Origin of the sequence: Hahella ganghwensis DSM 17046 (assembly GCF_000376785.1) — a bacterium.
Classification (GTDB): Bacteria; Pseudomonadota; Gammaproteobacteria; order Pseudomonadales; family Oleiphilaceae; genus Hahella; species Hahella ganghwensis.
The window spans coordinates 1-19,068 of the sequence record NZ_AQXX01000112.1 but is presented as its reverse complement, the minus strand read 5'-3'; the positions used below and the strand labels follow the sequence as shown (position 1 = coordinate 19,068).

Genomic DNA, 19,068 nt, shown 5'->3' with positions numbered 1-19,068 from the left:
CCAACATAAAAGGACGACACCGCATGTCAGAAACTCTGTTCACAAAAATCATCAATCGAGAGATTCCGGCAGACATTATCTATGAAGATGATCTGAGCCTGGCCTTCAATGACATCAACCCACAAGCACCGGTGCATTTTCTGGTGATTCCCAAAAAAACTATCGCCACAGTGAATGATATCGCTGAAGCTGACCGGGAATTGGTTGGCCACCTTTACCTGGTAGCAGCCAAACTGGCAAAGTCCATGGGTTTCTCTGAGGATGGATTCCGCACCGTGATGAACTGCAATGAACATGGAGGACAAACGGTGTTTCATATTCATCTCCATGTACTGGCCGGAAAACCTATGGGATGGCCTCCCTATAGCGAAAAACTCAAGGTTTAGTCAGACAACAATGCGGCGCTAAAGACATCAGATGAATGCTTACCGGCTGCAGTCTGATGTCCCATCCAATCGACAATGCGCTCAGTAAGACCCTGAGAATGGCGCACCCAATTGAAGTGATCCAGCTTTTCCGGAGTCAGCTCTCCCTCCTCAAAATTCCAGCGCTCCAGCTTTGCCAGCGGCATTTTTCCACATAGATGGTCAACGGCTTTTGGTGGTGCCAATTCGTCGGAAGCAAGAGACACCCCAAGCACCGGATGCCGGATTCTCTGCAACAACTTGTCGTAATCAAGTGGACTGTTTTCCAGACGATAATTCCCACTCCGTGCATTTCTTGCCCAGTCCCGGATCACCCGGCGCGCCTCAGTTCCTGCAAAACCAATACGTTTACCGGGCAAATATCCATTCAGTTCTGCAATGACCCTCAGGGCCTGCGTGGAAAGCCACAGGCGATATGGATGCGGATAATTCCGGTAATACACCGTACAGGAGGATATCAGGATAAGCCCAGCCACCAGATCAGGATGGGTTGCGGCGTACAAAGCATTCAATTGACCGCCAAGGCTGTGCCCCAGCAACCAGATAGGCGCTCCGGGACAACGAAGTCTGAGAGCCTCAATACAAGCCGGCCAGTCTCTGTTGATCATGTCCAGAAACCCGAAATTGGATGTTCTGGAGGCTCGTATTGAACTACTGCCGACCCCTCGTAATTCACCACTGGCAAAATGAAGCCCCAGTTTCTGGAAATTTCTGGCCAGAGGTTCATAGTAGCTGGCCCTTACCCCCATCGCGGGCATTCCCAGTATCACCGGCGTGATTTTATCACCCTCTGCAGTAGATTCTTCATGGTTCTCTGTCTCTCCACGGTAGAACATCATGGTGGAAGAGACAGCATCGTCTGCTGTGACTTCTATCGCCTCCGGTGCGGCCTGATCGGTTGTCATCACTTATCCTTCTATTATTTACCGGTCATCCTAACACCCCCACATCTCCGGCATAATCTGCCGTGAACCGTAATGAGAACTCTGTCGATAAACGTGAATCATCCATTGATCATCAGGTGTACCCCAATTGACGCGGCATACCCCAGCGCTATCGCCCAGGACCATTTGAGGTGGGTAAGAAACGTATACTGACCTTTTGACTGTCCCATCAGGGCAACGCCGGCAGCGGACCCGATAGAAAGCAGACTTCCCCCTACCCCGGCCGTCAGGGTAATCAGCAGCCACTGGGAGATATCCATCTCCGGCCTCATGGTAAGAATGGCAAACATCACCGGAATGTTATCCACGACCGCTGAAATCGTGCCAGCCGCAATATTGGCCACTGTCGGCCCCCAGGCATCATACATCTGATGTGACAACACCTGCAGGTAACCAAGGTATGCCAAACCACCGACGCAAAAAATCACCCCGAAAAAGAACAGAAGAGTATCCCACTCGGCCCTGGCGACAGGTCTGAAAATATCGAATTGAATATCATCCGCCTCTGTACCACTTACCCGCAGATAGAAAGCAAAGAACATCAATAACGACATTCCGGTCATCATGCCGAGAAATGGCGGTAGGTGGAAAAAGCGCTCAAAGCTGACCGCCAGAGCGATGGTGGCAATAAACATGCAACAAACCCTCAAACCTCCCCGTTTGATAGGGACATATCCCCCTTCACCTTTCGGTGATCCTTCGGGAATAAAGAAGTTCATAATCAGAGCCGGGATAAGGAAATTGACCAACGAAGGCAGCAACAACACGAAGAACTCTTCAAATTCGACCAGTCCGGACTGCCATACCATCAGGGTAGTAATATCGCCAAAGGGACTGAAGGCTCCGCCAGCATTGGCAGCAATGACGACATTGATCATGGCGATAGAAACAAAGCCCCGGTTATTGCCTCCCACAGCCATAATCACCGCCCCCATCAACAGAGCTGTTGTCAGGTTGTCTGCAATAGGTGATATAACAAACGCCAGGGCACCGCTCACCCAGAAAAGCTTACGGAAACTCAGGTTTTTCAATACCAGGTAAGATCTCAGTGCCTCAAAGACATGCCTCTCTTCCATGACGTTAATAAACGTCATGGCCACCAGCAGGAATAAAAAGAGCGCCCCGTATTCCAGTAGGTTGTGCGACACAGCCTTCTGAATATCCTCCGCTTCCATGCCCATTTGTTGCGCTACGATAGCCACCAGCACCCAGATTATTCCTGCGGCAAATATCACGGGTTTGGATTTTCTCAGTTGCAACACTTCTTCAGCCATCACAGCAATATAGGCAAGAACAAATATGCCAACGGCAACCCATCCCAATGTATGGTCCGTCGCATCCATCACCTCAAAGCCATTATTGGAGGCGGCAGCAGGAAATGCTGTCACAATACCGGCGAATAAAATCCCTAACGGTAACATTAGCCACTTCATTTGATCATTCCTGAGTCTTTAGTGAGAAACCCCATGCTCTACTGAATAAGCTCGCACTTCAACAGAACCCGATAATATGAGTTGCCTGAAATACTGCCCAACGGCAAAACGAAAATTGTAGATAGACTTAGTGGCGGTAATCAATGCCCTTTGCAAATCAGCATTGAAAACGACGCAGTGTCAGTGACTATCAAGAGTGGTGATCGCCCGAGAGAGGCATCAGGGAGACTCTGGGGAGAAAGCCTCCCCTTGATGCTGAAGGTCGGTCAAGAAGGTTAAACAGCCGCTTAGGCAATGATGTGAGGCAAGTAACGACTCATATCCTGGGTAATCGGCCCGCTGTCTTCACGCACAGAAATACCCGCAGCTTTATCATTCACCAACCAACTGCCGATAAGCGTATAGTTATCGCCAAAACGTGGAAGCAAACGAGCCGCCTGGTAGATAAACCCTTCTTCTCCATAGGGCCCATCTGACTTCATCACTTCTGATTGCTGGTGAATCAGCGTGATATTAGCCCCTTCACGAGAAAATACAGGCTTCTTGACCAGATCAGGATAGTCACCAGCCAGCTTGAGTTCGTCCTCAAAGAAAGACGGTAATAGATTGGGATGATTCGGGAACAGTCTCCACAGCATAGGTAGCAACGCTTTATTTGAAAGCAGAGCTTTCCAGGGCGGCTCAATAAACCTGGTCGAACTCTGTGGCAAAATATCCGCAAACTCTTCCGCCAGCATGAACTCCCATGGATATAACTTGAAGATCCAGTCGATTACGACATCATCCAGATCCGTGAATCGACCGGCAGCATCCCTTCCAATATCTTCTACGTAGACAAACCGAGTCTCCAGACCAGCGCTATTTGCACAGTCTTCCAGATACTGAACCGTTCCCCTGTCTTCAGCAGTATCCTTACTGCAGGCAAAATGCAGAATGCTACCGGGCATCTGCGATGCCATTTCAGCAAAACGACTGATCAGCTTATCCTGCAATGAATTGAACTGATCTGAGTACCTTGGCAGAGCGCCACGGTTGACATTGTCCTCCAGCCACAGCCATTGCCAGAACCCTGTTTCATACAAGGATGTAGGAGTGTCGGCATTGTTCTCGTAGAGCTTTGCCGGTCCGACACCATCATAGGCAAAATCAAGCCGTGAATAGAGGCTGGGATGCCGCAATATCCAGGAATCACGAACATAATCCCAGTGTGTCTCAGGAATACAGAAACGCCTCATCAATTCATCATCAGCACATACCCGGTCGACAACCTCCAGGCACATTTGATGAATTTCTTCGGACGGATCTTCAAGATCCCGCTCTATCTGCTGCAGAGAGAACTGGTAATAGGCAGACTCGTCCCAGTATTTATCCCCATACATTGTATGGAAGACAAATCCATACTCATCAGCCCGATTTTTCCAGTCAGGTCGCTCCTGAATTGGAAGCCTGAGCACGCCTAACCTCCCCAGCCACCGGAACGCGAACCGCCACCCCAGGAAGACTTGGCAGAAGCCGTTGAACCAAACCCTCCCCGTTGAACGGTTTTCGTCATCGTGGGCAGTTTCGTGGTCACTGATTTCGTCGGCAGTTTGTAGGTAGATTTGCCCGCTTTGCCTACCGCAGTGCCATCACCGAGGTAATACCAGTCATCCCGCGGAGAAAAGGGCCGATGGTAGCGGTATACCGGGGCATGGTAATCAATATCAATTAACTCATCGTCGTCCTCAGCACTGACGACAAAACCACTCATGACAGGCGCATACTGTCCAGTGTAGGTCTCATAACATTCATCAAACTCAGACTCACATTCCTGCTCACTACGATACTTGGGAGCCGTACGTTCCGCTTCCACCAACGCTCGTTCATAGGCAGCTTGACACTGGCTCATGGACAGCGGAGTATCGCGCGAACAGTCATTAATCCCCGAAACGACTTTAACCTGCTCTTCGGAACCACAGCCGGCAAGGTTCACAGTCGCTAAAGTAACGCCTATCGCCAGGGGCGCCTTAGCGAAACTCTGGGGGCGCTTTCTCAAACGGTCGATATCAATATTTTTGGATCGTTTCATTGCTGGCTCCTTAGTACGTCATGCTCGCAGCATTCAGCATTCCTACGGCCACACTGACAACGCCCAGCATGATACCGGCGCTGATTTCCTCATTTTGAATCCGCTCTACAATCTTCGGCATAAAACCAAAGCGAACAATCGCGAAAGCAATCGTCTGAGCCACAAGGGCTACAACAGCCCAGGTAATAAAATCAACAAACGAAACAGAGTTACTGATGGCGCCGGAGAGCGCGATGGCAAAACCGAGAATGCCGCCACCGAACCCGATTGACGCTGCAATATTCCTGTCTTCCTTTATCAGCTTCCACTCGTCCTGGGGAGTAACAAGCGCATAACAGAACTTGAAAATAATGAGCGCAATTAATCCGGAGAAAAAGTAAATGGCAAAATTAGCAATAGCTGACAGCAATTGGTCCATGTAGAAGTCCTCAAATTGGAATTTTTAATCAGAAGGTTTTAATTGGTTGCGGCGTTTGTCTGATCGAGACTTTCACTTATCCATGAATCGTGATTTGGCTCGGAGTCAGGGTCATACCAGTACTGATGACCATGCAGCGCTCCAGCTTGCCCGGCGCGGTTTCTGTTTCCTCAGCGGACAGGAACAGAGACTCGGTGGAGCCATCTGAAAGCGGTCGTTCGTACAACATGACAAATTGATCAGTCACAGATTTGTCGGCGCTGCCGTCAAAGGTAGTCTCCCTCATGTGAACAGGAGGATGAATATGGCTGGCCGATTCCCAGGTTCTGGCGAAACGATACCCTTCCAGTTCATATTCCGGCGCGCCAATGACATTGTTCAGGTAATGATCCCAGGAAGTCTGGTCACTCATGTCCAGCGTGCTCCAATAGTGGAACAGCTTAACATCGATCACATTTTGAGGCTCATGCGCCCCCTGCACGACTACCTGCAACCAAGCGTCATCGTCAGTATAAAACCGAAACAGCGAAGAGCCATCCAGCTCAACCAGCCCCACGGCCTGAATAATCTGGGTTGGGGCACATCCCTCAATCAGCATTTCACTTTCCACCAGTTCCAGGAGAAGTGAATCGACCTCAAAGCTGCCTTTCAGCCCCAATCCCATGATTGATGGAGTGGTCGGAGCATCGGGTTTTCCAAACCAATTTTTAAACATACTTATCCTTTATTCAGGTATTTCGACAACAAATGGCTTAACTGAAACATTGAGCGGCGCTTAAGCGTTTCTCCGCGATGTAATATATGCAGTCACCCTGATCGATCATGCCTGACAATGGCGGATTGATATCAATATTGGCATTCCCGTTTCGTCTAACCCCGATAAGGGTGGCTGAAAGGTTATGTTTGAAATGATCAAAAAGCTGTTTCAGCTCCAGGCTGTTTCCCTGATAAAGAATGCTGTATTGAGTCATCCCGTAGGTACTGTCGAGCAATTGCATATGCAGCTGACTGGAGCCAGGATCGGCGGCCGATTTCGCCAGCATTTCGATCGAAACCGACGGAATACATTCAATACTTCCGCAATGAGACTTGAGCAATTCGCCAATTTTTTCATCTTGGAAATAGGCGGTTGTATGCGCCTGAGGATTGACTTTATGGCAGTACAGCGCCGTGGTCAGGGTAACGTCATCAAGAGTGGTATCGATGATGATCCTCTTCGCAGACGGCAATGAGGCACGGCTCATTCCTTCTTCATCCGAAAAGGAGGTTGTCTTAACGAAATCGATCTTATCAGGCATCGGATTTTCAATGTCTTCTGTTGTACAGAGGACAATTCTCGAAAGCGCATTATCAGCCTGGTCCAGAATCAGATTGATCAGTCTGACGGTACGGTTACCATGCCAACCGATAATGACAGTATGATCTTGAATATCGAGCATTTTTAAACCTCTTCTTCCTCGCGATGCCAAATCAGACACGTACATACCAACCCGAGCCACGACAAGGGCAAACAGGCTCAACCCCATCGGAATGACCCAGAAAGTGACAATCATCCGTCCCAGAGGAGTCGCAGGCGAATAATCCCCATAGCCAACCGTTGAGGCTGTAACAACTAACCAGTAGATAAAAGTGGTGATGGAGAGAAGATCGTCTTCACCGGCCAGCAACATGAAGGCATAGCTGGAGAATGCATAAATGGCAGTTGCGAGAAGAACATTTAACCAATTTGTTTTAACAAAAAGCGCCGTCATAAGACGGCGCAGTTTTAGAAACACCAACATCCATTAACTCTTTTTAGCAAGCAGTGCCGCGAGTTTATCTTTACCACTGGTGGAACCACCCGGAACAATGCCGGCCGCTCTCAGATCCGCATCAAGATCTCCACCGGACTCCGCTTCTGCCAGTTCAGCTGCGGCCTCGAGTTCAGCACTACGCTGGGCCTGTTTGGCCTTCACTCTATCCAGACTGCTCAGCGCCGTTTTGACCTTGCTGTTAGCTCCCATATGACGCGATGAGATCGCCACCTGAGCTTTTTGCACGGATTCAGTCGCCTTGATCTGGTCAATTTGCTGCTCCATACGTCTGACATTGGTTTTCGCCTTGGCGATATCCGCTTTCAGAACTTTCTCAGACTTCAGGAAGCCGTTCAGCATTTCCTGTTCTGTCACCATCGTGTTTTCAAGTTCCTCAACACGCTCTGCCGCTTTCTCAGCCAGCTCCATATTGCCCTGTTCATGGGCTTTCAGCGCATGCGATGTATATTGCTCAATGTCGGATTGCAGAGAGGTCACTTTTTTCTCAGCCAGCTTACGCTTACCCATAATGGTGGTCAGTTGCTGGTCACACTTTTGAAGCTCGTTCTTCGCTTCCCGAATTTCCTGATCAAGAATGCGAATCGCCTGAGTATCAGCGGCGGCTTCGGCGGCTTCGTTGACGCCCCCTTTCAGGGCTGTCCATAATTTTTTAAAACTCATACTATGCGGCCTCCTGATTTAAATACTCGCTGTATAGCTCCAGAAATTCCCCAATGTTATCGAACAAAGCTTCCACTTCTTCGATAAGTACCGAGTCCTTGCTTTCGGCACTCAAAGATCCGAACGCCACATAGTAGTCTTCCCCATCGATCTGCCGAATACCGACAGTTGTCAGCGGCAGCAACTGGTGAGAGCGCAGAATCAAATGATCCAGCGCCGGTACATCCGTCACACTGCTCAGTGGGAACAGAGGTGACTCCACAATCAATTGCTTTTCAGTCGCCACGACAAAAGCATCAAATCCATCTTCATTGGTCACATAAAGTGCGCCATGAGCTTCTTTTTCAACAACCCACCCAGGCTGTTGGGCCAGAAGCTGGTATACATTGTCTGTGTTCCAGGGCATAAAGTCTTACCTTAGTGCAGTGAATGCGTGAAATATAATTAACACTCTACTAACATAATAGAGTGTGTCAAGCGTAAATTATAATTAACGAAATATTGCCAAGAGCAACCACCTGCATGTCATAATGAAAATCACAGCCACTTTACCAGGCAACGCAGAATGAACCATAAACAGAGTTTACAGAACCGTACCAGCCTTGGGCGTTATCGCGACGCTTTGAGCACCGTTGTACGCGATGAACTGCGTAAGAAAAACATTACCTACATTCAGCTGTCGGAATTACTGGAAAAGCACCGACGTATTGAACTGACTGCCGACAATCTTCGCGCCAAACTGAATAAAGGGATTCTTTCCACAGATCTCTTCCTGGCAATCATCGATGTGACAAGACTTAGTCACACCCTGATCAGGCGGGTATTGGATTCTGCAGGCGGTGAAAGCACAGAATGGAAGATTCCTGATGACGAAGCAACAAAGTATCAATAACAGGCGATAGACGGAGATTTGACCTGAGTCAAAGGTCGAACTTCCCACTCGTTCTATAGTACGCCTGCATAACAGCAAAACACATCGGGCGATATCAGCCTGAGTGCTTGCAGCTACGCCAAGCCCTCATTCACCGGCAATCTCACCTCCTCCCAGCCGGTGAATGAGTTTTTTTAGCCCTCCACAAAGTCGGGATTTAACCGACGCCCCAGCTTGGCTGAATGCTCTTCCAACACTTCAAATACAGCGTTACTGACAACTTCGAGATATCTGTTTCCGTTTTCAGAGCGGGCAAATGCAATGTACTTCCGCAACTCCTGTAACGACAGATCCCGGTAGGTATACAGATAATTCATGTACACCTGCTGACCAACCTGTCCACGCAGCATCTTTCGACGCTCGGACAGCAGCGCTTTAAGCTCTGAGAAGTCCGGCAGATCAGAACCTTTCACCAATGCAGATAAACTGGCTGCCATCGCCAGCTCAACGGCCAAGGTATTATCCAGCATGGATTCCGTTGCCCGGGTAGCCCGATCAAAGGCCGCAAACAATTGCTCTCTATCCGTACCGGCATATTGCTGAGTCAGATCGCCCAACGTCTGCTGTAATCGGCTGTATTCACTGTCGCTTATCACATTCGCTTCGGCCTGACTCACCTTACGGCCCACAGGAGAGCGATACCACGTCAATATATCCTGCATCTGCTGGCGCGACATATCAGCTTCTATTCTTACCAGCACTTCCTCATTCACATCAGCAACGTTATAGGTTCCATCGACCGCAATTTCAAACATCCGGGCCACACCATCCGGCATTCCCACTCGCTCAACGTTGTGCCTTAACCCGTTTTTCAGCATGACAGGATAGTGGACCAACCATTCAGCAAGCCCACTTTGATTGAGCAATCTCAAGGATAACCGTGACGCATCGTCTGTTGAGGCCCAGGCAGACCGGCCGGGTATCAGTAACAAGCCCGATACCACTGACAAACATAATATAAACGCAGACATCCACTGACGACGCATAATACCCCTCCTACCAAAACAGAGTATCTGCTTTCAGTATAGCCACACCAGATATGACCACCGGCAGAACAAGCCCGAAGCTTACAAATTCAAACAATTCAACGATGGCTGCTCACCAAGCACCAGCCAAGGTGCTAATTTTTCTGACACCCGATCAGATATTGATCTGTATTTCGCCGCTTAACGTCAGCAATATTTACAACTTCAAAAAGTGATAATAAATAACTATTTATATCCTATTGAATATAAGAACACTCTATTTAAACGGCATGACTTCTGCTAATGTCCGCGTGCACAAAAAAACATACATTGGTAATTAAGGAGCGATTCAATGTCTACAAAAAGTGCGCTAGGAGCTATTGGCTTAGCATCTCTTATCTCTATCACCTCTCTACAGACAAATGCCGAATTCCTCGACTTTACAGTTGATGAAACCCCTTACGGTGGCACTCTGTTAACTGTCGATAAATTGAACGGTGGCTACTCTGAGAAACTCACCTTTGACGGCGCTGGCGGGTTTGTCACCACTGGTTTCGCAACCATCGGCCAACTTTTTTCCAATGAAGGCACGACTGATCGCGGCTCAGACTCTGTCATTGGGGATTCCTATCAGATTTATGCCATTTTCAAGTCTGCCGGTACTGTAAGCGCAGTCAATTCTGATATTACTCAATTTAATGCCAACAACGGCTCAATTGAGCTATATCTTGATCGTAACAACGATACATCTGGCACTTTAGGGGCAACAGCATTAGACGATGTGACCCTATCAAACGACAGTGACGACTTCATGCTGGCCTCTACCTTTGATTTGGCTCAAGGTACAGGACTGCTGACTGGTGCCGGTGGATTCTTTGACCTGCTGTTCGAGAATGTTGTACTGAGTGACGTCAACAACGGCGGCAAAGGGTCTGATTACTTCGTTTCACCAGATCCTTTCCATATTCGCGTCAATGTTGACGGAGATTTTGACACTTTCGATCCAACCGGAACACAAACCATCACTGGTGACGTTAGTGCCGTGTTTGTACCAGAGCCTGGTTCGCTGGCAATTCTTGGTGTCGCAGCGATGGGACTGGGACTGAGTTCACGCAGTAAGCGTAAAAAGGCTTAATCCCCCAGCTTAATGCCAGAAATAGAAAAGGCGCCTGCGAAGGCGCCTTTATTGGTATGAATCTTTCTTAAATTCTATCTTTTGTCTTCAATAATCTGCTCTGCTTTTTCGAGCGATGCATGGCGAACGTCTTTGCCCTTCACCATGTAGATGACGTGTTCACAAATATTTCGTGAATGATCCCCAATCCTCTCAAGTGAACGCAAAACCCAGATAATGTTGAGGATGCCCGTAATATTCCTCGGGTCTTCCATCATAAAAGTCACCAGGGAACGCATCGCAGACTTATATTCCGTGTCGACGGCTTTGTCCTCCTTCATGACCCTTAAGGCAAGATCAAGGTCGAAACGGGTAAATGCGTCCAACGCATCGTGCACCATTTGCCCCACATGATTACTGATATGGCGAACTTCCACATAACCTCTGGGCGCCTGACCTTCCTCTGTCAGCCGGATACCGATTTTGGCAATTTTCTCTGCCTCATCACCAATACGCTCCAGATCACTGACCATCTTGGCCACCCCCATTACCAATCGTAAATCACTGGCTGTTGGCTGGCGCTTGGCTATAACCCTGGTGCATTCTTCATCAATCGTCACTTCCAGCTTATCAATATCATCTTCCGTCTGCCGCACAAGCTGCGCCAATTCAGAGTCCGCATTCACAAGTGACAAAGTTGCATCGGAAACCTGTTTCTCTACCAGACCTCCCATCACCAGAACATGATTTCTCAGATCCCGCAGCTCCGTGTTGAACTGCTGGGAGATATGTTGCAAATGGACATCACTATTTTGAGCCATATTTATGATCCTTTCGATGTAAGCGCCTGCGGCAAATTCTTCAAAGCTTTGACTATCATCATGTGCTTTTGAATGATGAGACTCTGATTTAGAACCAGACACTTTCTCAATTACCCGTAACGGCCAGTAATATAATCTTCCGTCTGTTTGCAAACAGGATTGGTAAACAGCTGGTTAGTGCTACCGAACTCAATCAGGTCCCCCATGTACATGAAGGCAGTATAGTCGGACACCCGGGCTGCCTGCTGCATATTGTGGGTTACAATCACAATAGTGTACTCATCCTTAAGTTCATGGATGAGTTCTTCAATCTTCAGTGTTGATAAAGGATCAAGTGCTGAAGCGGGCTCGTCCAGCAGCAACACTTCAGGTTTGACCGCTACAGTCCTGGCGATAACCAAACGCTGTTGCTGACCGCCAGACAACCCGAGAGCGCTATCATTCAACCGGTCTTTGACCTCATCCCACAGGGCCGCTGATTTCAATGCCCATTCCACGGTTTCATCAATAACACGCTTCTTGTTGATACCTTGAATACGCAGGCCGTACGCGACATTCTCATAAATGCTTTTGGGGAACGGATTCGGCTTCTGGAACACCATGCCGACACGACGACGCAGCTCAGCCACATCAACGCCTTTTTCATAAATGTTCTGGTCTTCCAGCATGATTCTGCCGTCAATTCGACACCCGTCTACCAGATCATTCATGCGATTAAAGCAACGCAGCAGTGTGGATTTACCACACCCGGAAGGCCCGATAAAAGCCGTCACGCGTTTTTGTGGAATCTGCATGTCAATGCCATGTAGAGCTTCCTTTTCACCGTAGTAAAGTTTGAGGTTGTTCACCTGCAGAGCAACGGTTTCCTCATCAATGGAAATGTCTTCAGCTGAACGCTCAATGGCACTGATATCAATACCATGGGTCCGGGCTTTGTTTTCCTGCTCTGCTTTGGCTTGGGTCATAGAATCATTCATTACAGCTCTCCCGCCAGGGTTCTGTGATCTTTAAAACTGAATTACATTTCCAGTGCTTTATATTTTTCCCGCAAGCGGTTCCGAATTGCGACTGCACTTAAGTTTAGCAGTGCAATAACAGCAACCAACAGCAGGGCGGTGGCATAAACCAGCGGGCGCGCCGCTTCAACGTTCGGGCTCTGGAATCCAACATCATAAATATGGAAGCCCAGGTGCATAAATTTCTGATCCAGGTGCAGATAAGGGTAATTACCATCCAGCGGCAGTGAAGGCGCCAGTTTAACCACCCCCACCAGCATCAGAGGCGCGACTTCACCCGCTGCACGGGCAATGGCCAGAATTACCCCGGTCATCATGGCAGGGCTCGCCATCGGAATGACCACTCGCCACAGGGTTTCTGCTTTGGTTGCGCCCAGGGCAAGACTGCCTTCCCTCATGGAACGTGGAATCCTGGCCAAGCCTTCTTCCGTGGCCACAATAACCACCGGCAGCGTTAGGATCGCCAGGGTAATAGATGCCCACATCAAACCAGGCGTACCAAAGGTCGGTGAAGGCAAAGCTTCCGGGTAAAAAGCATCATCGATGTTGCTTCCCAGAAAGTAGATGAAAAAGCCCAGACCAAATACTCCATACACAATGGAAGGAACACCGGCCAGATTATTTACTGCAATACGGATGATCCTGGTCAGAGCCCCCTGATGTGCATATTCACGAAGATAAACTGCAGCCACAACGCCAAGTGGAGTCACCATCACCGACATGATAATGACCATCAGCACCGTACCGAATATAGCAGGAAAGATTCCGCCTTCGGTATTCGCCTCACGGGGATCATCGCTGATAAATTCCCAGACTTTTGAGAAGTAGAATCCAATTTTTTCAAAGAGTCCCATCCCGTTGGGTTGAAAAGCCCGAACGATCTTGGACAAGGGAATTTCAATGACATTTCCGTTCATGGCACGAGCCGTGATGGCATCGCGATTGACTTGAGAATAGAGATCCGCCAGCTTTTCCTGCAAAGCTTGGTAGATCACATCCTGTTCAGCCCGTTCAGCACTGATGTCTGCCATCACTTGCGGGCTCTTGTCGCCTTCGAGCTCCAGTCGCCGTTCTTTCAGCCGCAGTCGTTCCAGCGTGTAATTAACACTACCGATCTGATGCTTTTCAATGTCATAGATTTCTTCATGCAAAGCTAATGCACGATCGATGCGGCTCTGAAATTCCTCCCAGGCCTCCGGACCACTGGCAACAACATTTCCAGACTCTTTAACATCTTCAAGATAACCGTAGAAATTCCCCCATTCACGACGCTCAATGGCCATGATTTCTTCCGGGTAACGGCGGTCACGGAGCTTAGCCGCCAACACCCAGCGGAAGTCGAATCCCAGAACATCACGGTTGCCGGTTTTAATCAGCAGACGCTCTAGAAACTCACCCTCACCTTCTGGAACCTTTACACCACTGTGGCGCAATTGTTCGGTGGGCACGTCTTCCGATTCCACTATTTCACCAATCAGAAGGCTGACTTTTCCGTCATCACCAATATATTCCGCTTCCATTATGCTGTGTGGCCAGAAGTGGGATAACCCACGAACCGCAATCAACAATAACAGCCCGAGAACCATCACGAGACTGATCGCCACAGCACCGGCATTTAACCAGACCCAGGGGTCACCTTTGGCAGTCCACTCTTTTACTGAAACTCGCATCGATGTATCTCTATCGTTTATCAGGAGTATTCGTTAACCAAGCATCTAACCGGAGTTAGATGACACTGTATTTATTACGCAGTCTCTGTCGGACAAATTCTGCCAGCGTGTTGACCACAAAGGTGAACAGGAACAACACAAACGCTGCCAGGAACAATATCCTGAAGTGAGAGCTTCCCACTTCCGATTCCGGCATTTCCACCGCAATGTTGGCCGCCAGTGTCCGCATTCCCTCAAAAATATTCATATCCATGATCGGCGTGTTACCAGTGGCCATCAGCACGATCATCGTTTCACCTACAGCACGTCCCAAACCAATCATGACAGCCGAAAATATCCCGGGGCTGGCCGTCGGCAGCACGACTCTGACCATGGTTTGCCAGGGAGTTGCGCCCAACGCCAATGATCCATAGGTCAAATGTTTCGGCACACTGAACACCGCATCTTCGGTAATTGAAAAGATCGTCGGGATCACCGCAAAGCCCATCGCGGCTCCAACCACAAGCGCATTTCGCTGGTCAAAATCGATACCGACCTCATTAGTGAGCCAAGAGCGCATATCACCATCAAACAACACGGTTTCCAGACCTGGACTGGCAATAAATGACAGCCAACCAATCAGCAGCACCACCGGAATCAGGAGGGCCGCTTCCCACCCATCAGGAACAACCAGACGAATGGACGGTGGCAGGTTGGACCATAGAAAACCGAAAGCGATGATGCCAACCGGCATCAATAGCAGAATGGCAAAAACACCAGGCAGGTTTGCTTCCATAAAAGGAGCAAAGAACAAACCGGCCAGGAAGCCCAGAATAACGGTTGGCAGAGCTTCCATCAGTTCGATGGCAGGCTTCACCTTGCGTCGCATTGTGGGTGACATGAAATGCGCGGTATAAAGTGCCCCGCAAATCGCCAGCGGCATGGCAATCAGCATGGCATAAAAAGCCGCTTTCAAGGTACCGAAAGCCAAAGGCACCAAGCTATACTTAGGTTCAAAATCATTGTTGGCCGCTGAAGACTGCCAGATAAAGTCCGGCTCTTCGTATCCCTCATACCAAACTTCATTCCATAGTGCGGACCAGGAAACATCAGGGTGTTCGTTTTCCACCTTCCAGAAGTGAATGCGCTCATCTGTTGTTTCAAACAACATGAAGTTGGCACGTGGCGCCATAGTGGCATGAGCAATCTCGACATCTACAAGGTCTTCAAACAGCGCTTCTCGGGAAGCTGTTGAATTATAGAGACCAAGCTCACCATCAACGGTAACTGCAAAAAAGCCCTTACGACGCTCCTCTATTCCGAGTTGAGAAACTTTACCTCCCTCAACCTGGAACTGGCGCACGGCTTCAAGATGGAACTCATTGTCTATGTCCCGCACCGGAAACCACTGCACAATCGCGCCCTGATCATTGGCGACCAGCAGAGATATACCGCCAAGCAGGAAACGCATATCGACAATATCGGTACCGGGTGCAACAGCATCCACCCTGGCGTTCAGGTCCGGGAACATCCTGTTCTTCAAATCATACATATCCAGCTTACCGTTGCCCGTTGCCACGTATAACCAGCGGGTATCAGGTGTGAGCTGCATGGATATGATTTCGCCGTTGATTGCCGGCATCACTACGTCGGATTCTTCCAGAGTTACTTCACCAGTAATGAAGTTCTCATTCTTTTCGAAATAAGAAGCTCTTAATTGGTTGTTCTGGGTCGATGCAATAATAAACAGGAAGTCATCATTATCCCGGATAGCAATCGACTTGATCGCTTGCCCATTGTCCTTATCAAGAACCAATGGCTCTTCTCCGTAGGGATATTCCAGAACAGGCGTAATCAGCCGCTGATTATCCGGCCAGGTGATTTTGTAGTTGTGTTTGATGACAATTACAGAACCGTCGCTGAAACCCAATCCCAGAGTGCGGGTTCCGGCAGCGGCTTCATTGACACTGGTGACAGAGATACCATCAGGAACAGGTAATCGATACTGTGAGTCAATGGTGCCATCTACAGTATTAAAAAATACGATCTGACCATCGGCCGTCAGCCTCAGGGCCTTTTCAGCCTGTTCCTCCACTGCCAGAAACAGGGTGCTGCCTTCTGCAGGAACCTGGTATTCGGCAACCGCTTCCACTTTTGCCGACTTGAAGAGTGGCATGACTTCATAGAGCAGGTAGAAAAATATCAGCGTCACCGCAACAATGACACTGACTCCCCCGGCAGCAATGGACCATTTGGCAATCTTGTCCTTCAATGCCCTTGCACTTCTGTAACGCTTGAGCTGTGGAGTATCAAAATCCAACTCAGGAGCCTTTGCCGTGACGACCTCGTTCATCATGCTTTCCTAACAGTGGTGGTACTATTTTCAACCCAGTAGTGGATATTATTGAGCCCAGCGGTGGGGCTAAATTTACCCACTGCTGAAACCTGAAAATCCAGAGTAACTTGTCCCATGACATAACTTCCGAGAGGCGCCAGCATCCGGAAGTGAAGAAAGAAAGTGTGAAGTTTTATTGTGTCTGGACTATTCAGGCACACCTTAACCAGCAAATATGACAGTATTGTTACAGCACTGTCATATTTGCTTTACGAAGAAATGACGGCCAGGAGTTACCGCCTACAAGAGAGAGGAAAAATCGCCGATCCGATCTCCCAGCAACCCGTTGAGATCAACCAGACCACTCAGCTCAGAATTGAGCCCGCCGACTTTTTCGTCCGCCAGGGTATTCAATTTGCCCTGTAATTTCCCAGTCAACTTATCCTGCTCCTTTTTTATCAGACCACGCATACTCTGACTGAGAATTTTATCCAGGCTGGTGGACATTTTTACTTCCGGGTCTTTCAAAGCACCGGTGGCCAGCACAACGATATCCAGCGTATCAAGACCTTGCAGGGCATCGATCATCGCCTGTTTCAGTGGGGCAGAATCACCACTGAGCAAGTTCGCCATTTCCACTTCCAGAAACCGGGTATCCACCTTCATATCCAGATTACCGTCCTGAATGACCGCCTGCCCTGCCACAACCGCCAAGGCCTTAGCCATTGTGACAGGAAAATCTTCCCGATCGGAAAACACGATATCCTGGATAGGCAGATCCTTCAGGTCGAAGTTAAAGGTGTCTTTGGCCTTGGCCGGCACCACATGATCAAGAATACCTTTGAATTCCATTCCACCAATCGCCTTGGCCTGACTGCTTAGAGCCAGTTGAGCCGGCTTGCCCCATACGGATGCCTGATCAGTCAGGTCAGTGAACTCTCCGCCAAAAGGCACTCTTTCCCCTGGAAACGGTAACTCCCCATCCAGCGTCAACTTCTTAACGAGAAATTTCGGAAGTCCGTCACTATAGTCAGTGGTATCCGGAGCAGCCTGTGTCTCTTCGGCAGCTTTTTCCCCACCTCCACTCATATATGGCTGAAGCTTTTCATACCAGGCATAACCGTTACCGATCCACTGGGCGACTTCATCACCAAAGAGTCCTTTGGCAAGCCCCTGAACTGCATTGGCATCCAGGCCAACCATTCCCAGCATCTTATCGATGTCCTGCTTGGGCGCTGCCTTCACCTTGGCAATATCTGATTTCAGCCCGGCAATATCTTTCTTCAGATCCTCACGGGCAGATTTGATCTTATCCAGATCTTTCTTAACGTCTTTCTGAATATTCGCCACATCCTTCAGAGCCTGAATACGCTTCAATGGGTCCTTGGATTCTTTAAGCACTTTGATCCTTTGTTTGTATCCTTCAAGGGTTTCCTTGTTCGGCAGAGAATCAATGCGCTCATTCCATTGTTGCTTGCTTTGGCTGATGGAGTTCTGCAACTCATTAGCCAGCTTCACGGTCTGAAGATCCGCCTGGGCCAGAAGCTGATCAGGATCAGGTACCTGAAAGGCTGGTAACTTGAAGTCCTGCTTAAGCTTATCCAGGATCGAAGGTTCACTACTTGGGGGCGGCGTTAATCCGGGAACCGCACCACTTTGTTCACGAGCGGTGTTAAATTTCATACCGGTCAGGGCCGCGGTTTCCACAATCACCTTGGATTTCAGCAAAGGCTTGAAGGCAACATTTGCATCAATCAGTCCGGCTTCAAAAGCATTGGTCAACGGCTCCTGCGGATTAGTCACTTTCAGACCTTCAAGGGATACTCCAAGGGGAAAAAACCTGACATCAGCCGAGTCCAGTTCAACCCTGGCCTTCACAGCCTTGGTTCCCTCTTCTTCAATTACGTACTTAACAATGACATCAATAAAGAACAATGCCACGATGACGACCAGTAATAACAGGCCCACCAAATAACCAATCAGCTTCAAAGCTCGCATGACAGATCCTTGTAGTTTTCTTTTTGAATCAAAGACGGTGTCTGCTTTCTTGTCAGATCACCAATATTCTCTGATAAAGGATTATAGCAATAGGAATAACGCTACGAGCTAAAGATACCAACAGGAAGATCAAATGTGTATGAGAACAATTTAAGTTTCACTCAGTCATAAAAAAAGCCACCCGAAGGCGCAATGCTGTTCACTTAAGTGTTTGAGTTAGCGCAGGGCTTAATAGAAAATCCAATGATGGAAACATCATCGGATTTTTTATGGATTTTCAGCAAGACCTGCTCGACCTCAGCGACCTCTTTAACTTCTCAGACCTCAGCTCATTTACTCAAAACATCCCCGTCGAATGGGTTGAATCTGCACTGCGTTTGAGTGCCTCCGCGACGATTAGAAGGCGCCGACTACCATCAGACCAAGTACTTTGGCTTGTCTTGGGGATGGCAATGTTTCGGGATGAACCCGTGCATG

Annotated in this window: 19 protein-coding genes; 4 read left to right on the top strand and 15 right to left on the bottom strand. The window is 48.8% G+C overall.

The window, feature by feature from the left end; translation table 11 throughout:
* Positions 1-23: 23 nt before the first annotated feature.
* Positions 24-386 carry a histidine triad nucleotide-binding protein gene (locus tag F566_RS0112880; protein ID WP_020407402.1) on the top strand — a complete coding sequence of 121 codons (363 nt, stop codon included), beginning with the start codon at positions 24-26 and terminating at the stop codon, positions 384-386.
* Here the strand turns inward: F566_RS0112880 and F566_RS0112875 are convergent.
* The 9 genes from F566_RS0112875 to F566_RS0112835 all read right to left on the bottom strand — a co-directional run bounded on the left by F566_RS0112875 (position 383) and on the right by F566_RS0112835 (position 8,168).
* Positions 383-1,330 carry an alpha/beta hydrolase family protein gene (locus F566_RS0112875; RefSeq protein ID WP_020407401.1) on the bottom strand — a complete coding sequence of 316 codons (948 nt, stop codon included), beginning with the start codon at positions 1,328-1,330 and terminating at the stop codon, positions 383-385. The genes F566_RS0112880 and F566_RS0112875 overlap by 4 nt on opposite strands.
* 98 nt (positions 1,331-1,428) lie before the next feature.
* Positions 1,429-2,802, bottom strand: coding sequence for a sodium:proton antiporter NhaD (gene nhaD, locus F566_RS0112870; RefSeq protein WP_020407400.1), 1,374 nt, complete (start codon positions 2,800-2,802; stop codon positions 1,429-1,431).
* Between the two features lie 287 nt (positions 2,803-3,089).
* Complete coding sequence (locus F566_RS0112865; protein WP_020407399.1) at positions 3,090-4,256, bottom strand: glutathionylspermidine synthase family protein; 1,167 nt, start codon at positions 4,254-4,256, stop codon at positions 3,090-3,092.
* A 2-nt stretch (positions 4,257-4,258) separates the two neighbouring features.
* Complete coding sequence (locus F566_RS0112860) at positions 4,259-4,870, bottom strand: DUF1190 domain-containing protein (protein WP_020407398.1); 612 nt, start codon at positions 4,868-4,870, stop codon at positions 4,259-4,261.
* A 10-nt stretch (positions 4,871-4,880) separates the two neighbouring features.
* The gene (locus F566_RS0112855; protein ID WP_020407397.1) at positions 4,881-5,288 is read right to left on the bottom strand and encodes a DUF350 domain-containing protein; all 408 of its coding nucleotides are present in this window, start codon (positions 5,286-5,288) and stop codon (positions 4,881-4,883) included.
* A gap of 76 nt (positions 5,289-5,364) precedes the next feature.
* Entirely contained in the window at positions 5,365-6,003 is a 639-nt protein-coding gene (locus F566_RS0112850; protein ID WP_020407396.1) for a YjfK family protein, read from the bottom strand.
* Between the two features lie 37 nt (positions 6,004-6,040).
* Entirely contained in the window at positions 6,041-7,069 is a 1,029-nt protein-coding gene (locus F566_RS0112845; RefSeq protein ID WP_020407395.1) for a potassium channel family protein, read from the bottom strand.
* A 3-nt stretch (positions 7,070-7,072) separates the two neighbouring features.
* Positions 7,073-7,762 carry a PspA/IM30 family protein gene (locus tag F566_RS0112840; protein ID WP_020407394.1) on the bottom strand — a complete coding sequence of 230 codons (690 nt, stop codon included), beginning with the start codon at positions 7,760-7,762 and terminating at the stop codon, positions 7,073-7,075.
* A 1-nt stretch (position 7,763) separates the two neighbouring features.
* Positions 7,764-8,168 (bottom strand): DUF2170 family protein, encoded by a 405-nt coding sequence (locus F566_RS0112835; RefSeq protein ID WP_020407393.1) that lies wholly within the window; start codon positions 8,166-8,168, stop codon positions 7,764-7,766.
* Between the two features lie 159 nt (positions 8,169-8,327).
* On the opposite strand from F566_RS0112835, the gene F566_RS0112830 reads away from it, so the two are divergent.
* Entirely contained in the window at positions 8,328-8,654 is a 327-nt protein-coding gene (locus F566_RS0112830) for a DUF6471 domain-containing protein (protein WP_020407392.1), read from the top strand.
* Between the two features lie 173 nt (positions 8,655-8,827).
* Here the strand turns inward: F566_RS0112830 and F566_RS0112825 are convergent, their stop codons facing one another.
* Entirely contained in the window at positions 8,828-9,679 is an 852-nt protein-coding gene (locus F566_RS0112825; RefSeq protein WP_020407391.1) for a DUF2059 domain-containing protein, read from the bottom strand.
* Positions 9,680-10,010: 331 nt separating this feature from the next.
* On the opposite strand from F566_RS0112825, the gene pepA reads away from it, so the two are divergent.
* Positions 10,011-10,793: a flocculation-associated PEP-CTERM protein PepA gene (pepA, locus tag F566_RS0112820; RefSeq protein ID WP_020407390.1), complete on the top strand. Its 783-nt coding sequence runs from the start codon at positions 10,011-10,013 to the stop codon at positions 10,791-10,793.
* Positions 10,794-10,867: 74 nt separating this feature from the next.
* Here pepA and phoU read toward each other — a convergent pair whose 3' ends face one another.
* The 5 genes from phoU to F566_RS0112790 form a co-directional block, all read right to left on the bottom strand.
* A complete protein-coding gene (phoU, locus tag F566_RS0112815; RefSeq protein ID WP_020407389.1) occupies positions 10,868-11,593 on the bottom strand; it encodes a phosphate signaling complex protein PhoU in 726 nt (241 codons plus the stop codon).
* Positions 11,594-11,703: 110 nt separating this feature from the next.
* Complete coding sequence (gene pstB, locus F566_RS0112810) at positions 11,704-12,570, bottom strand: phosphate ABC transporter ATP-binding protein PstB (protein ID WP_020407388.1); 867 nt, start codon at positions 12,568-12,570, stop codon at positions 11,704-11,706.
* Between the two features lie 41 nt (positions 12,571-12,611).
* Positions 12,612-14,279, bottom strand: a complete 1,668-nt coding sequence (pstA, locus tag F566_RS0112805; protein WP_020407387.1) for a phosphate ABC transporter permease PstA — start codon at positions 14,277-14,279, stop codon at positions 12,612-12,614.
* A 55-nt stretch (positions 14,280-14,334) separates the two neighbouring features.
* Positions 14,335-16,611 carry an ABC transporter permease subunit gene (locus tag F566_RS0112800; RefSeq protein WP_020407386.1) on the bottom strand — a complete coding sequence of 759 codons (2,277 nt, stop codon included), beginning with the start codon at positions 16,609-16,611 and terminating at the stop codon, positions 14,335-14,337.
* 282 nt (positions 16,612-16,893) lie between these two features.
* Positions 16,894-18,591: a TIGR03545 family protein gene (locus tag F566_RS0112790; protein WP_020407385.1), complete on the bottom strand. Its 1,698-nt coding sequence runs from the start codon at positions 18,589-18,591 to the stop codon at positions 16,894-16,896.
* Between the two features lie 269 nt (positions 18,592-18,860).
* Between F566_RS0112790 and F566_RS0112785 the strand changes: the two genes are divergently transcribed.
* Positions 18,861-19,068: transposase domain-containing protein (locus F566_RS0112785; protein WP_020406688.1), on the top strand; the 208-nt coding region annotated here is incomplete at its 3' end.